This window comes from Aeromonas sp. S11(2024), assembly GCF_041402345.1.
Taxonomy (GTDB): domain Bacteria; phylum Pseudomonadota; class Gammaproteobacteria; order Enterobacterales; family Aeromonadaceae; genus Aeromonas; species Aeromonas veronii.
In genome coordinates this window covers 1-14,492 of sequence record NZ_JBGLRC010000013.1, presented here as the reverse complement: position 1 = coordinate 14,492, position 14,492 = coordinate 1, and the positions used below count along the sequence as shown (strand labels likewise).

11 protein-coding genes are annotated in these 14,492 nt (G+C 57.7%); 6 read left to right on the top strand and 5 right to left on the bottom strand.

The window, feature by feature from the left end:
* The first annotated feature begins 12 nt into the window (after window positions 1-12).
* On the top strand, window positions 13-1,167 hold the full coding sequence (queG, locus tag ACB040_RS12290; protein ID WP_371155016.1) for a tRNA epoxyqueuosine(34) reductase QueG: 1,155 nt from the start codon (window positions 13-15) through the stop codon (window positions 1,165-1,167).
* A gap of 111 nt (window positions 1,168-1,278) precedes the next feature.
* Complete coding sequence (ppgK, locus tag ACB040_RS12285; RefSeq protein WP_005339062.1) at window positions 1,279-2,019, top strand: polyphosphate--glucose phosphotransferase; 741 nt, start codon at window positions 1,279-1,281, stop codon at window positions 2,017-2,019.
* A 104-nt stretch (window positions 2,020-2,123) separates the two neighbouring features.
* Here ppgK and ACB040_RS12280 read toward each other — a convergent pair whose 3' ends face one another.
* Window positions 2,124-2,579 (bottom strand): hypothetical protein, encoded by a 456-nt coding sequence (locus ACB040_RS12280; protein WP_338773830.1) that lies wholly within the window; start codon window positions 2,577-2,579, stop codon window positions 2,124-2,126.
* A 505-nt stretch (window positions 2,580-3,084) separates the two neighbouring features.
* Here ACB040_RS12280 and metN point away from each other — a divergent pair.
* From metN to rfaH, 4 genes are all read left to right on the top strand, one after another.
* Window positions 3,085-4,128 (top strand): methionine ABC transporter ATP-binding protein MetN, encoded by a 1,044-nt coding sequence (metN, locus tag ACB040_RS12275; protein WP_335854508.1) that lies wholly within the window; start codon window positions 3,085-3,087, stop codon window positions 4,126-4,128.
* Window positions 4,109-4,762, top strand: a complete 654-nt coding sequence (locus ACB040_RS12270) for a methionine ABC transporter permease (RefSeq protein ID WP_005339070.1) — start codon at window positions 4,109-4,111, stop codon at window positions 4,760-4,762. Before metN ends, ACB040_RS12270 begins: the two co-directional genes overlap by 20 nt.
* A gap of 25 nt (window positions 4,763-4,787) precedes the next feature.
* The gene (metQ, locus tag ACB040_RS12265; RefSeq protein ID WP_005339072.1) at window positions 4,788-5,588 is read left to right on the top strand and encodes a methionine ABC transporter substrate-binding lipoprotein MetQ; all 801 of its coding nucleotides are present in this window, start codon (window positions 4,788-4,790) and stop codon (window positions 5,586-5,588) included.
* 96 nt (window positions 5,589-5,684) lie between these two features.
* Window positions 5,685-6,185, top strand: a complete 501-nt coding sequence (gene rfaH / locus ACB040_RS12260) for a transcription/translation regulatory transformer protein RfaH (RefSeq protein WP_216949623.1) — start codon at window positions 5,685-5,687, stop codon at window positions 6,183-6,185.
* 59 nt (window positions 6,186-6,244) lie between these two features.
* Here rfaH and ACB040_RS12255 read toward each other — a convergent pair whose 3' ends face one another.
* From ACB040_RS12255 to ACB040_RS12240, 4 genes are all read right to left on the bottom strand, one after another.
* Entirely contained in the window at window positions 6,245-8,221 is a 1,977-nt protein-coding gene (locus ACB040_RS12255) for a methyl-accepting chemotaxis protein (RefSeq protein ID WP_371155021.1), read from the bottom strand.
* 39 nt (window positions 8,222-8,260) lie between these two features.
* Entirely contained in the window at window positions 8,261-9,472 is a 1,212-nt protein-coding gene (locus tag ACB040_RS12250) for an EAL domain-containing protein (protein ID WP_371155023.1), read from the bottom strand.
* Window positions 9,453-13,694: an ATP-binding protein gene (locus tag ACB040_RS12245; protein ID WP_371155025.1), complete on the bottom strand. Its 4,242-nt coding sequence runs from the start codon at window positions 13,692-13,694 to the stop codon at window positions 9,453-9,455. The genes ACB040_RS12250 and ACB040_RS12245 overlap by 20 nt, the downstream gene beginning before the upstream one ends.
* Window positions 13,695-13,917: 223 nt before the next feature.
* The gene (locus ACB040_RS12240) at window positions 13,918-14,121 is read right to left on the bottom strand and encodes a hypothetical protein (RefSeq protein WP_167565963.1); all 204 of its coding nucleotides are present in this window, start codon (window positions 14,119-14,121) and stop codon (window positions 13,918-13,920) included.
* Between the last annotated feature and the right edge of the window lie 371 nt (window positions 14,122-14,492).

Below are 14,492 nucleotides of genomic sequence, written 5' to 3'. Positions count from 1 at the left end.
AGGCCAAGCCGCATGAGTGCACCTGACTTCCACCAGCTGGCCCACGATATCAAGCTCTGGGCACGGGAGCTAGGATTTGACCAGGCGGGCATCACCGACACCGACCTGCGTATCGAAGAGCCGAGATTGCAGGCCTGGCTGGATGCGGGCTATCACGGCAGCATGGATTACATGGCACGTCACGGCATGATGCGGGCGCGCCCCCACGAACTGCTGCCGGGCACGGTGCGGGTGTTGTCGGTGCGGATGAACTACTTGCCGTTCGAGGCGGGCTTTGCCGCTACCCTGCGCGATCCGACTCTCGGCTATATCAGCCGCTATGCCCTCGGCCGTGACTACCACAAGGTGCTGCGCAACCGGCTCAAACAGCTGGGTGATCGCATTGAAGCGCGCTGCGCCGAGCTGTTTCAAGGCTCTGAAGAGACCTTGGGTGAGTGGCGCCCCTTCGTCGACTCCGCCCCCATCCTCGAGCGGCCGCTGGCAGCCAAGGCCGGCCTCGGCTGGGTTGGCAAACACTCACTGCTGCTCAACGAATCGGCCGGCTCCTTCTTCTTTCTCGGTGAGCTGTTGCTCAACCTGCCGCTGCCGCTCGACCAGCCAGTGGAGAAGGAGCAGTGCGGCAAGTGTGTCGCCTGCATCAACATCTGCCCGACCGGCGCCATTGTCGCCCCCTATGTGGTAGATGGCCGCCGCTGCATCTCCTATCTCACCATCGAGAATGACGGCCCTATTCCGGAAGAGTTCAGGCCCCTGATGGGCAACCGCATCTACGGCTGCGACGACTGCCAGCTCATCTGCCCCTGGAACCGCTACGCCGATGCCAGCCCGGAACCCGACTTCAGCCCGCGCCCCAGTCTGCACCGCCCGCCCCTGCTGGCGCTGTGGTGCTGGAGCGAGAGCGACTTTCTCAAGCAGACCGAAGGGAGCCCGATCCGCCGCATCGGTTACCAGCGCTGGCGCCGCAATCTGGCGGTCGCCCTGGGCAATGGCCCGGCGACTCCCGAGGTGATCGCCGCCCTGCAACTGGCGCTGACCACCGCCGAACCCATGGTGGCCGAACATATCGAATGGGCGCTGGCCACCCTTGCCCGACGTCAGGATGAAGAGAACAAGAAGACCCGTTTGCTGATCCGCTGCATCGAAAAAGGTCTGTCGGATCACGCATAAGTGATCTGCCCCTTGCCGGATTGCAGCACTTTTTTCATGCTCTGCCGACCTGCAGTGCCCATAACAGCGTGGTCACTGCAAACTGCTCGGCACACAACAAGGACAACACAGATGCATATGTTGGGAGTGGATATTGGAGGCTCAGGGATCAAGGGCTGTCTGGTGGATACCAAAACCGGCGAATTGATTGGCGAGCGCCATCGCATTGCCACACCGCAACCGGCCACCCCGGCCGCCATCGCCCATACCCTCAAGGCGCTGGTCGAACATTTCGACTGGAAAGGACCGGTGGGTTGCGGCTTTCCCGCCACCATCCACAACGGGGTTGCCAAGAGTGCCGCCAACATCGACAAGAGCTGGATCGAAACCGATGCCGAGCATCTGTTTGCCGATGTCACCGGCAAGCCCTGCTATGTGCTGAATGATGCCGATGCCGCCGGTCTGGCCGAGATGCGCTTTGGCGCCGGCAAGGATCGCAAGGGGGTCATCATCCTCATCACGGTCGGCACCGGCATCGGCACCGCCATCTTCGTCAACGGCCATCTGCTGCCCAACACCGAGCTGGGCCATCTGATGCTGGAAGGGATGGTCGCCGAGCACTACTGCTCCGATGCGGCGCGCAAACGGGAAGATCTCTCCTGGAACCGCTGGGGCAAGCGTTTCAACAAGTATCTGGCGCGCCTTGAGTTTCTCTTCTCCCCCGACCTCTTCATTCTGGGGGGCGGCAGCGCAGCCAAGCTGGATAAGTTTGTCGATCGCATCGAGACCCGGGCGCCGCTTATTCCGGCGGCCAGCCTCAATCAGGCGGGCATTATCGGGGCCGCCCTCTACGCGGCCGAGCAGCAGGGCTGACCGACGTTCACTGCAAGTCAGCAGATACCAATGGAAAGGGCCCGGCACTGCTGCCGGGCCCTTTTGTTTGGCGGTCATCTTGCGTGTTTGGCGCTTATCACCCGTTACATGTCGTCGAGTCGATGAACGCCGTGCACCAGTCGGGTCAGACGAGTCTGCTCCAGCCCGGCCAGATTCTCGAGCAGGGCGGTGGTGGCCGGTGTCGGGCACTCCCGGGCCAGATGACTCAGCTCGCCCACCAGCTGCTCTTCCCAACGGCATACCTGAGTGACGATATCCTGGGTCTGGACTGATACCGGCAGCTCGAAGCGGGTAATGGCAGGCAGCATATCCTCGCTGAAACTCTGGTTCAGCCAGGTCTCCCTGACCGCATCTCCCAGCTGAGCGGCATATTCGTGCAGATGGGCACTGGCCGCATCCTCACGCCCTTGCAGATAGACCAGCAACATCCGGCTGCGCTCGCTGTCCACCTGACTGGTCAAACGCCCGTAACAGAGCCCGAGCTGGTGATGAACCTGTTCAAGATAGTGCAGCAACTCTTTGATCTGTTGGAATCTCATCGCACTGCCCTCCATGCTTGTAGGCATCATCAGTATAAAAAACAAGCGCAACCGACCCAATCCCTATCCGAGCCCCCCTTGCGCTGCATCAAGGTTGACGCCGACAAAGTGACTGTCAGGTGCTACGGTCACGAATAGGGAACGATTTGTGCAGCAATTTGTGCAACGATGGAGGAGCATCAGGCTCGACAGCAGATGTGAACAGAAACGGGCTGGCACACTAATAAAACCAGCATATACCCGATATAAACCATCTTTAATTCGGCCATATACCGCAGGTACGAAACAGGATCTGGAAGAGCAACAATACCATCCTGATCGTTATCCGCCTGACAGAAATCCTTATCACTTTTTTAGACGTCTAGACGTAAAAACATGCGTTGACATGGCCATCCAGACATCTTAGCATCATCCTCCATGATGACAGAGTAACCCAGTGGAACCTCTGCCCAATTTCCCCGCCTGTAGCGCCCTGTGCTTTAAGGCTGTTAGCACGGAAGAATCCATGATTAAGTTGATCGGTCTCAACAAAGTCTACGGTACAGGCAGTGACGCCGTGCACGCCCTGCGTGATGTTAGTCTGCATGTACCCCAAGGCAAAATTTTCGGGGTGATCGGTGCCTCCGGTGCCGGCAAGAGTACCCTCATTCGTTGTGTCAACCTGCTGGAGCGCCCGACAGAGGGTCAAGTCATCGTTGATGGCCAGGATCTGGTCGCCCTGAGCGAACGGGATCTGACCCAGGCTCGCCGCCAGATCGGGATGATTTTCCAGCACTTCAACCTGCTTGCCTCCCGTACCGTGTTTGCCAACATCGCCTTTCCGCTGGAGCTGGCAGGCTGGAGCAAAGAGAAGATCCAGCAACGGGTTGCCGAGCTGCTGGCGCTAGTCGGGCTGGAAGCCCGTGCCCATGCCTACCCGTCCGAGCTTTCCGGCGGTCAGAAACAGCGCGTCGCCATTGCCCGCGCACTGGCACCGGCCCCCAAGGTACTGCTCTGCGACGAGGCCACCTCGGCCCTCGACCCGCAGACCACCCGCTCGATCCTGACCCTGCTCAAGGAGATCAACGTCAAGCTGGGGCTCACCATCCTGCTCATCACCCACGAGATGGATGTGGTGAAGGGGATCTGTGACGAAGTGGCCATCATCAGCGACGGCCGCCTGATCGAACAGGGCGAAGTGGCCTGGTTCTTCAGCAATGCCAAGACCCAGCTGGCCCGTGACTTCATCCACTCCACCATCCATCTGGAGGTACCGCAGGAGTATCAGGATCGGATGAGTGCGGAGCGGGTGCCGGGCAGCTACCCGCTGGTGAAGCTCGGCTTTACCGGCAGCACGGTCGATACGCCGCTCATCTCCGAGGCGAGCCGCCGTTTCAATATCGACATCAGCATTCTGAGCGCAGACATCGAATACGCCGGTGGCGTCAAATTCGGTTTCCTGCTGGCCGAGCTGTTCGGGGATGAAGCCCAATGCGAGGCCACCCAGCAGTTCCTTATCGACAACCACATTCAGCTGGAGGTAATGGGTTATGTCCGAAGCCATGATTAATCTGCTCATCACGGCCCTGGGCGACACCCTGATCATGGTGTTTGCCTCCGCCCTGTTCGGCTGCCTGCTGGGTCTGCCGCTCGGCGTGGCACTGCACGTGACCAAGGCGGGCCAGATCCTGGCCAACCCCTTGCTCAACCGTACTCTGGGTATGGTGGTCAACGTGGGTCGCTCGGTGCCCTTTATCATCCTGCTGGTCGCCATCATTCCGCTAACCCGGCTGATTGTCGGCACCAGTATCGGCACCATCGCCGCCATAGTGCCGCTGACTGTCGGCTGCATCCCTTTCATCGCCCGTCTGGTGGAAGGGGCCCTGATGGAAGTGCCGGACGGCCTGCTGGAAGCGGCCAAGGCGATGGGCGCCAAGCCGCTGCAAATCATCACCAAGGTGCTGCTGCCCGAGGCCCTGCCCGGCATCCTCAACAGCGTCACCATTACCCTCGTCACGCTGGTGAACTACTCGGCCATGGCCGGGGCCATCGGTGGCGGTGGTCTGGGGGATGTGGGTATTCGTTATGGTTATCAGCGCTTTGACCCGACCGTCATGCTGGTGACCGTGGTTATCCTGGTAGTACTGGTTCAACTTATCCAGAGCGCGGGTGAGCGCCTGGTCAACAAATGTGATCATCGTTAATCGTCGATTTCTGACAGGAGGTTTTATGAAATTTGGCATCAAATCCGTTGCGGCTGCCCTGCTGGCTGGTCTGGTTCTGGCCGGTTGCGGTCAAAAAGAAGAGAGCAAGGTTCTGAAAGTGGGCGCTATTGCCGGCCCGGAGACCGAACTGGTTGAAGTGGCTGCCAAGGTAGCCAAAGAGAAATACGGTCTGACAGTCGAGGTGGTCAACTTCTCCGACTACGTCACCCCGAACGTAGCGCTTAACGATGGGAGCATCGACGTCAACGCTTTCCAGCACAAACCCTATCTGGATGCACAAGTGCGTGATCGCGGCTTCAAGCTGGTGCCGGTTGGCAACACCTTCGTCTACCCGATTGCCGGTTACTCCAAGAAGATCAAGGCGCTGAGCGAACTGCAAGATGGCGCCCAGATCGCGGTACCGAACGATCCGACCAACCTGGGTCGCTCGCTGATCCTGCTGGCCAAACAGGGTCTGATCACCCTGAAGGATGGCGCCGGTCTGGAAGCCACCGTGCTGGATATCGCCAGCAACCCGCGCAACTTCAAGATTGTCGAGCTGGAAGCAGCCCAGCTGCCGCGCTCGCTGGAAGATGTGGATCTGGCTATCATCAACAACACCTTCGCCGGTCAGATTGGTCTGACCCCGACCGAAAACGGCCTGTTTGTTGAAGACAAAGAGTCCCCGTACGTCAACCTGATCGTCGCCCGCGACAACAACAAGGATGACGAGAAGGTCAAACAGTTCGTACAAGCTTTCCAGACTGATGATGTCTACAAGAAAGGGTTGGAGCTGTTCAAAGGCGGCCTGGTAAAAGGTTGGTAATTGCTCACTCGGCAAAAAAGGCCACGCAATGCGTGGCCTTTTTTATTGGCGCCGCTATCATATCCGCGAGCACGGCAACACGAACATACTCATAACATGAAAAAATGGTATCTGGCCTACTGCAAGCCAAAAGAAGAGGCCCGCGCCCGCGCCCACCTCGATGCCCAGGGTATCGAATCCTATTACCCCATGGTGGAGATCGAGAAGCTGCGCCGGGGCAAGCGAGTTCCGGTACGGGAACCCATGTTCCCCAACTACCTGTTTATCTTTGTCGATCTGGAAGAGGTGACACCGGTCACCCTGAAATCGACCCGCGGCATCAGCCGGATCATCCACTTTGGCAGTGAATGGACCCCCATCAGCAGCAAGCTGGTCTATCAGCTGATGAGCCGCGATGACAGCGACGAGGCGAGAGCCAGCTACGCCTGCCTGCCCTGCTCGGGCGACAAGGTGCTGATTGAAGAGGGGCCGTTGGCTGGATTCGAAGCCATCTATATGGAGCCGGATGGAGAGAAACGGGCAATTTTGCTGGTCAGCCTGCTCAACCGGGAGACCACCAGCAGCTTCGACAACCACACCTTCAGACGTCTGGACTAAACCCACGGGCCAGACGGATCGGTGAATGGCAATAGCAATGGCGGGATGATCCCGCCATCTCATGCATCAAGATCAAAGCGGGCGATGACCGCCTTCAGCTTGCCGGTATCACCAGCCAGTCTGGCTACGATCTCCTCCCCCTGCTGACTGCGCTGACAGGATTGCCGACTGAGCGCGGCAATGTCGTCGACCGTCCCGGATACCTCGGCGGCCACCCGCGACTGCTGCTCGGTTGCCACCGAAATGGCCTCCAGCTGGCCCGACAGCGACTGTACCAGCTGGTTCATGGCACTCAGGGTATCGGTCACCAATCCAACAGCATCCCGGCCTTGCTCTACCAACCGGGTACCGCTGCTGACGGTACTCACCGTCTGGCGAGTCTGCTGGGAGATGGCCGCAATAGTCTGGCTGATCTCGGCGGTGGATTGATGGGTGCGGGTTGCCAGCTGGCGAACCTCATCGGCCACCACCGCAAAACCACGCCCCTGCTCGCCTGCCCGCGCAGCTTCTATCGCCGCATTGAGTGCCAGCAGATTGGTCTGCTCGGCTATAGTGGCGATCACCTCGGTGATCTGCCCCACCTGTTCACTCTGATGCTCCAACAGCCCCATGGCTTCGTTGGCCTGTCCAATCATGGCGGCAATCTGCTGCATGGTATCGCTCATTCGCGTCAGCGCGGCCTCTCCCTGACGGGTCTGCTGCCGCACCTGATGGGCACCATCCGCCACACCGGCAATGTTGCCAGCCACATCACGAGCGCTCACCGACATCTGATCGATAGCCGCCGCCACCGCATCAACCCGCTGATCCTGCTCCGTCAGATCCGCCACTATGGCTCTGGTGGTGCTGCCCACATCGAGACAGGCCACCTCGACCTGCCCCACTGCACCCTGCAACTCCCCGACCAGATGATGTAACTGGGCAGACATCCGGTTGATGGAACCGGTCAACTCTCCCAACTCATCCTGCCCTGTGATTGGCAAGGACTCGGCCGCCAGCCGGCCATCCGCAACCTGCCCCGCCCGGGTCACCAAACAGGCAATGTCACGGGTCAGACGGCGACTAAAGAGCCAAGCGACCACCATGCCAAGCACGATGGCGCTGCCGGTAGCCAACAGCAGTGTCTGGTTGATGGCCCTCCCAGCTCCGGTCATCTGCGCCGAAATCTGATCCACCTCGGCACGGGTTTTCCCCACCTGCTGGACCAGCTGCTCGCTGAGGCTGGACTGCATCGGCTCGATGTCGGTGGCCATCAGGTAGTTTGCCTGATCCCAATCCGGCGCCTGGCGTTTCTCGATCACCTGCCCCACCAGCTCGGAGAAAGGGGTCACCATCTCTTCAAACAGCTGCCAGAGGCTCTGCTGGGTGTCGGTAAAGAGCGCGGCTTGCTGTTTAACCTCAGCCACACGCTGCTGATGAAACTGGTAGTAATCCTGATACTTGCTGCGGTATTCGGGGTCGCCTGAGATGAGAAAATCCCGCAGGGCTGAGAGGGCGTTGGCGAGGCTGTTGTAGGCATCCCCCACCTGTTTGAGCAGCATGCGGCGATCGCCGGAGAGTTGATCCTGCGGAGTGCCAACTTCTTCATTGGCAAAGGATTGCAGCTGATCGAGCGCAGCCTCCGCCAGCGGCCCCGCCTCCTGCAGCATCAGGGTGTGAGCGGGCAGATTCTCTTCACTCTGGGCGATGGTCCACACCTTCTCCTGATGGCTTTTGAAGGTCTCGAGAGACTTGGCGAGCGCCGGACTGAAGGCCTGATGGGCAATGGCCTGCCAGGCCGACTCCCACTCCTGCTTGAGGCGGGAAGCCTGAGCCGGATCCTTGCCGAGGATCAGATAGCCACGCAGGGCAGAAACGGTGGCAACCAGTGCCTTCTGGCTCGCCTCATCCCGCTGCAAGGCGGGCAGCGCCTGCTCCAGCAGGGTGTGCTGGGCCTGATTGATCTGGGTCAGCCGGTAATAGACCAGCGTGGAGGAGAGCAGGATCAGCAGGTTGATAAAACCGAAGCTGAGCAGCAACTTGCTTGAGATTTTCATGAACATCCTTGTTCAAACGGAGGGATCCAGCCAACAGAATCAGATAGATATCAGTGTAGGTAATCTATCTTGCCAAGTCCGGTGCCAATTAGCCAATTCACTGCGCGGCATCGGGCGGGCAGAGAAAAATCCCTGACAGAGGTCGCAACCGAGTTGGGCCAGCACTCGCCAGGTTGCCTCATCCTCTACCCCTTCCGCCACCGACTTCAGCCCCAGCTTGCGGGCCAACTCGATACTGGACTCGATGATAGCCAAACGTGACGGATCGGCATGGCAGCGATCGACAAAGGAGCGATCCAGCTTGAGTTCGGTGAACGGCAACAGTGCCAGCTGCTGCATCGAGGAGTAGCCGGTACCAAAATCATCTATGGAGAGGCCAAAACCATGCATCCTCAGCCGGGTCAGCACCTCCAGAGACTTGCCCAGATCCTGCACGAATGCGCTCTCGGTCACCTCGAGGGTGATGAGCTCAGGATTGATACTCCAGCGCTTGCACTGATCAATCAATAAGTTGCAGAGGTCCCCTTCAATGAGTGAGGTGGTGGAGAGGTTCATCGACAGATTGAGTGACAACCCGGTTTCCTCCCATAAATGGCCATCACTCAGAGATTTGCTGATGATCACCTCGGTCAACGGATCGATAAACCCGTTGTGCTCCGCCAGTGAAATAAAACGCCCGGGCGGGATCAGGCCAAACTCGGGGTGTTGCCAGCGGGCCAACGCCTCCATCCCGACCCACTCGCCGGATGCAAAACTCACCTTGGGCTGATACCAGGGCAGCAGTTGATCTTGTTCGATCGCCCGACGCAACTCATCGAGTCCTATTCTGTGCCCCTCTTCCTCCCTGAGGGGTTCCTGCCGGGGTGACCAAGCCTGGATAAGCCGCTGGAGCTGCTGCGGCGTTGAGGGTTTCTCTATGCGACCGAGCACCTGCAGGCCATAAGCGGTACTCATACGCAATACGGCTTCGACCACATCCCCCTCAAGCGCGCTGGAGAGGATAATGCCGCCCTGAAAACCACCCAGCGACAGGCGGCGCAACAGCGCCATGCCATCCATTCCGGGCATTCGCAGATCGCAAAACAGGATATCGACGTTGTGTTGCTGGCTAAGCGCCAACGCCTCGATACCATCAACCGCTTCCAGCAGATTCTGGTAACCCAGGCTGCGGATCTGGTGCAGCAGCGCCTTGCGCTGAAATCCATGGTCTTCCACGACCATGATGACCAACTCATGTTGTGCTTTTTTCATCGAGCCATAATCCAATGTCGTGGGCAATCGCCGTCATCAACCTCTGCACTGTGCTGACCAGATCGTCGAGCTCGTCGAGCCGCTTCAATCGCGCTGCCGATTCCAGCATGGCGGCCTGGCTGGCAAGCTCCTCCAACCCGACCATTCGGGCAGCCCCCTTGATCCGGTGGGCGCTCTCTACCAAAGCGCTGGCATCATGACAAATAAGCGCTGCCATCATGGCCTCGCCATCCTGCCGGTTGGAATCGAGATACTCCACCGCCATGGCTCGCGCGGTCAGCTCGTCACCAAACAACGCCAACCAGCGTTCAGCCTGCATGCCTGTAGCCCCATCAACGGGCGCAACCGCGCTTCTGGTTGGCGTCTTCTCTGCCAGCCAATGGGCCAGCATCTGGCGCAAGATATCCAGCGGGTAGGGCTTCAGTAACATGTCACTCATGCCTGCCTCTACCATACGAGCACTCGCCTCTTCCGACGTATCTGCCGTTACCCCTATGATGGGGGCCGTCACTCCCGCAGCCCGCAGCGCCTTGGTCAGGGCATAACCATCCATCACCGGCATATGGCAATCAGTCAGCAGCAGAGAGAATTGCTGTCCCTGCCAGGCCCGCAGAGCCTTCTCGCCATCTTCCACAACCTGAGCCTCGATACCAAGAATGGCCAACTGCCGTGCCAGCAAGGCACGATTGACCGGATGATCATCGGCCACCAATACTTTGCCACCCAGCTTCTCTGCAAGCGCAGGGAGGATTGGTGTGACCCGCTCCTGTAGCAATTCGTGGCAGCTCTCCAGCAGAAGATCCGGATAGAGAGGAGATAGACCCAGGCGCCACCATTTCTGTTCACCAATCCGACCCCGTAACGCCTCATCGGGTGACGCTATGATCCCCTTCAGCGCAGAGTGTTGCAGCCAGCTTTGCCATTCCCCCCCAAGCGCTTGCTCAAGCCACCGTTGATCGGCCAACAGCAACCCTTCCAGTGAACGACTGAGCTCATTGGCCCCCAAGTACCTGAGCTTGGCCCCCTGCCGCACCATGGCCGCTTCGAGGTTGGTGTCATCGCTGAAAAACCACCATTCTGTGTCAGCCAGAGCTGGGGGATCCCACTGCGGATTGGTAAGCGGTACGGTAAAGCGGAAGCTGGAGCCCTCTCCTGCCTTGCTGGTCAGTGTCAGTGCTCCCCCCATTTTGCACACCAGCTGCTCACAGATTGCCAACCCCAGGCCGGTGCCACCGAAACGACGGTTGATATCTGACTCCACCTGCTCAAAAGGCGTGAACAGCAGCGCCTGCTTCTCTTCGGCGATCCCGATACCGGTGTCACTGACACTGATGGTCAGTTGCTCACTCAGATAGCTGACCCGGATAGTAATACCCCCTTGTTCGGTAAACTTCACCGCATTGTTGAGCAGGTTGGAGATGACCTGACCAATACGCACCCCATCGATGTCGGCCCAATCCGGCACATGATGCTCCCACTCCAGCACCACGTGGAGCCCCTTGTTATGAGCCAGTGCCGCGTGGCCACGAATGGCATCGCAGATCACCGTTTGCAAGCGGCTGCTCTGGTAATTCAACTGCAACTGACCCGCTTCTATCTTGGAAAAATCGAGGATGTCATTGACCAGATAGAGCAGGTTATTGGTCGAGGTGACCACATTGCGCACCATAAAACGCTGGTCGTCGTTGAGCTCGCTCATTTGCAGCAATTCGAGCATGCCATGCATGCCTGAAATAGGTGTTCGTAGTTCATGGCTCATGGTTGCCAAAAAGCGGCTGCGAGCCTGCATCGCCTGCTCGGCATAGGCGCGAGCTTCGCGCAGCTCGTATTCCTGTTGCTTGAGGGCAGTGATGTCCTGAATCACCCCGTTAAGGATCAGTGCCTGCTGCTCCTGTCTGACAAAGTTGCCACGCACTTGCAGATAGCGATCTCCATCAGGCCGCTCCACCTTGACCTCCAGATCGAGGGGCGCCAGGGTCTCGGCATGATTGGCCACCTTGCTGACAAAATCCTGAAGCGCCTCTTCGGTAAAGCCGAACACCTCACCACCCGATTCGGCATTGAACAGATCCTGCCGGGAAGCCCCGAGGATCTCGCTGGCACCCTGAGAGGCATACAAAAACCGCCCCTTGCCGGGTCCTTGCCACAAATACTGATAGACCACCCCAGGCATGCTGTCGGTAATCTGGGTAAGGCGATTTTCAGCCTGACGGGCGCGCTCCTCCGCCTCTTTGATCCGGCTGACATCGGTCAGTACTGTCAACACCCCCAGCATATTGCCATCGGGATCGCGATAAGGACGTTTGGCATAGATAACATGGCAGGGCGTGCCATCTGCTCGCAGGTTGCTCCCTGCCCCCTCCAGATCCTGTCCGGTCTGCCACACCCGGCGCTCTTCTGCCAACACACTGTTTCTGAGTGTCTCTGGCATGTTTTGCAGCTCCTCACTGCTACTGCCAGCACCAAGGAAAGCATCGCGATAGGCCTGATTGCACAAGGTGATCCGCTGCTCGCTATCACGTAGCGCCACCATGGTTGGCAGTGAGTTGAGCAAGGTCTGCACAAACAGCAACTGTTCGTTCAGCTTGTCCTCTGCGATTTTCCGCTGCGCAATCTGGCGACGCAAACTGCGAGCCCAGAGCATCACCAGCAAACCGCTGACGAGCAAGGCGCCCCCCCCTATAGCCAACCACTTGTAAATCAGGGTGTAATCAGACTCGATATTGACCGACACATTGAGCCAGCGTCGCTCCAGCAGTTGCCACTCCTCATCCGTGATGGTCAGCAGCAACTTGTCCATGATGCGGAGCAACTCGGGCTGAGCATTATCGACGGCCATACTGATAGGTACGGAAAATTCGGGGGAGCTCAGCACCACCTGATACTTATCATTGAAACCCTTCATCGCCTGCTGTCCCAGATTGGTCATGGTCAACAGCACATATTCGGCTCGCCCAGTATCAAGCAAGGTCAGTAAATCGGCATCTTTGCCCACTTCGATAATATTGGCGCCCAGCGCGTGAATGAGAGAGGCTTCGTAAGAGCCCGTCACACCACCAATCAGACGCCCTTTCAGCTCGACCAACGACTTCAGCGGGCGAGCACCGTGTCTGGCTACGACATAGCTGTCGAACTTCAGATAGGAGGAGGTAAAAGAGGCAAAGGACTGACGATCCTTGAGCGGTGTCATCAAGGGAATAAGGTCCACTTTGTGCTCTTTCAGCAGTTTAAGTGACTCCTGCCAGGTATTTGTCGACACCAGCTCAAAGCGGATTCCGGAGCGCAGACTCAGTAACTTCATCAGGTCTGCCGTATAGCCATGCAATTCACCTTCGTCATCGATTTCACTGATGCCGGCAAATCCGGGGGCAACGGCGAACTTGATCACCTTGTTTCTCTGCTTCAGCCAACTAGCTTCATCTGGTTCCAGCAAAAGGCCAGCGTTGGCGCGTTCATCTTTCTGATGCAACCGTAATCGTGAGTCTGCAACGGGTATCCGTTGATATGCCTGCCAAAGCTTCTCGCTCAGCTCTGGCTGGCGGGAGCTGGTCGCCATCGTCAGCGTGCTGCCAGAAAGCCACCCAGGAGCGACAACCCCCATTGATGCAGGCATTCTCTCCATCTTAAGGGAAACAATTGGTTCCAAATCAAGATATGCATCGACAGCGCCCAGCTTGACCATATAGGTCGCCTCGTCACGGCTCTCAAGCTCAGTTACATCAGAGATCCCCAAACGAGCCAATTCATTACAACTGCCAAAACCACGAATACAGACCCAGAGTAACTTGCGCGCCTGCTCCAGGGTCAATCGCTGATCCGGGGTATGCATTAAAATGGAGCGAGCATAAGAACCGATACTGCCAATAGGGTTTATCCCCTTCAATTCAAGAGCATTACGTTCGACCCCGATTAATGCATCGATCTGGCCGCCTTGGAGAGCAATCTGGGCATCCACGTAGGAGTTGTAGGGGATATAACGCAATGACACGCCCATTTCGGCTGCAATGCGCGAGGCCAGCTCCTTGAGCGGACCGGCATAACGCTGGTTGGGGAGTTGATAGATGAAAGGGAGATAGCCGCCACGGGGAACCCCGACCAGCAGCTCCTTTTGTGCGGAGATTTCGTTACTTGTGCTCTCATCTTGCGGCTGGGGAGCCGCAACAGCCAACATGCCTGAAAACAACAGCAACATGGGAAGAAAAAGCTGACGAAGGAGTGGCATAAGGTCTTGTCCTGATGAGTAAAACAGATAGGGCTGCCACCTCTAATCTTGCAGATCCTGACGACGCAAGGCGAGAAAACAATCGCAACTGTAACAAAGAGGGCGGAGAGGATAATACTGAGTCACCAACATGTGAACCTGGAATCAACCATAAGATGGAAAAATGGCAGGCATGCAGCCTGCCATTTCACTAGCGAGGGGGATCTTATTCTCCCCTTCGCGATCAGGTTATTCGATTCCCGAGGCGGAAGCCGGTTTGATACTCCCGCTCGCGAACGAGGGCGATTTGACCCTGATATCCTTCCAGCCCGATATCCCTGAGCAGGGCGGGTGACAAATTGACCTGCACGAGACGACGCTCGACCCAGGCAATCCTTCTCTGGACCAGGGATTCAACACTGCGCAGTAAAACCAGTTCGATAGACATGACATTCTCCAGTTGAACATGCGGTTCTCCCGGAGAAAGTGGATATCACCCTGCGGGACGAACCGCGGGTGATAAAAAGACAGGGGTTACCTGTTTACGCCACGCGGTAAAAGAGCACGAGATTTCACGCCGCACGCAGTGCCGCGAGAGAATGCAATATTGAGCATCAGATGTTGCATATTCATCTCCTTACCGGGTAAAAGTTGAACAGGTTGCAGAAGTCTAAAAAATATCCGAATTTAAAACAAGCCTCTTGCGACTAATGCCGATCAGTTAAGGATCCATTGACCGATCCTTCTGTTGTGTGAAAATCCGAAACCTGTTGATTGGTTTCGGATTTTTTATGCGTATCGCCCATGCTCTCGACTTCC

Excerpts from the sequence above, each read along its gene's own strand:
- rfaH (WP_216949623.1), top strand. The coding sequence starts at position 5,685 with ATGAAAAAATGGTATCTGGCCTACTGCAAGCCAAAAGAAGAGGCCCGC.
- metQ (WP_005339072.1), top strand. The coding sequence starts at position 4,788 with ATGAAATTTGGCATCAAATCCGTTGCGGCTGCCCTGCTGGCTGGTCTG.
- ACB040_RS12255 (WP_371155021.1), bottom strand. The coding sequence starts at position 8,221 with ATGAAAATCTCAAGCAAGTTGCTGCTCAGCTTCGGTTTTATCAACCTG.
- ACB040_RS12280 (WP_338773830.1), bottom strand. The coding sequence starts at position 2,579 with ATGAGATTCCAACAGATCAAAGAGTTGCTGCACTATCTTGAACAGGTT.
- metN (WP_335854508.1), top strand. The coding sequence starts at position 3,085 with ATGATTAAGTTGATCGGTCTCAACAAAGTCTACGGTACAGGCAGTGAC.
- ppgK (WP_005339062.1), top strand. The coding sequence starts at position 1,279 with ATGCATATGTTGGGAGTGGATATTGGAGGCTCAGGGATCAAGGGCTGT.
- ACB040_RS12250 (WP_371155023.1), bottom strand. The coding sequence starts at position 9,472 with ATGAAAAAAGCACAACATGAGTTGGTCATCATGGTCGTGGAAGACCAT.
- ACB040_RS12245 (WP_371155025.1), bottom strand. The coding sequence starts at position 13,694 with ATGCCACTCCTTCGTCAGCTTTTTCTTCCCATGTTGCTGTTGTTTTCA.
- queG (WP_371155016.1), top strand. The coding sequence starts at position 13 with ATGAGTGCACCTGACTTCCACCAGCTGGCCCACGATATCAAGCTCTGG.
- ACB040_RS12270 (WP_005339070.1), top strand. The coding sequence starts at position 4,109 with ATGTCCGAAGCCATGATTAATCTGCTCATCACGGCCCTGGGCGACACC.
- ACB040_RS12240 (WP_167565963.1), bottom strand. The coding sequence starts at position 14,121 with ATGTCTATCGAACTGGTTTTACTGCGCAGTGTTGAATCCCTGGTCCAG.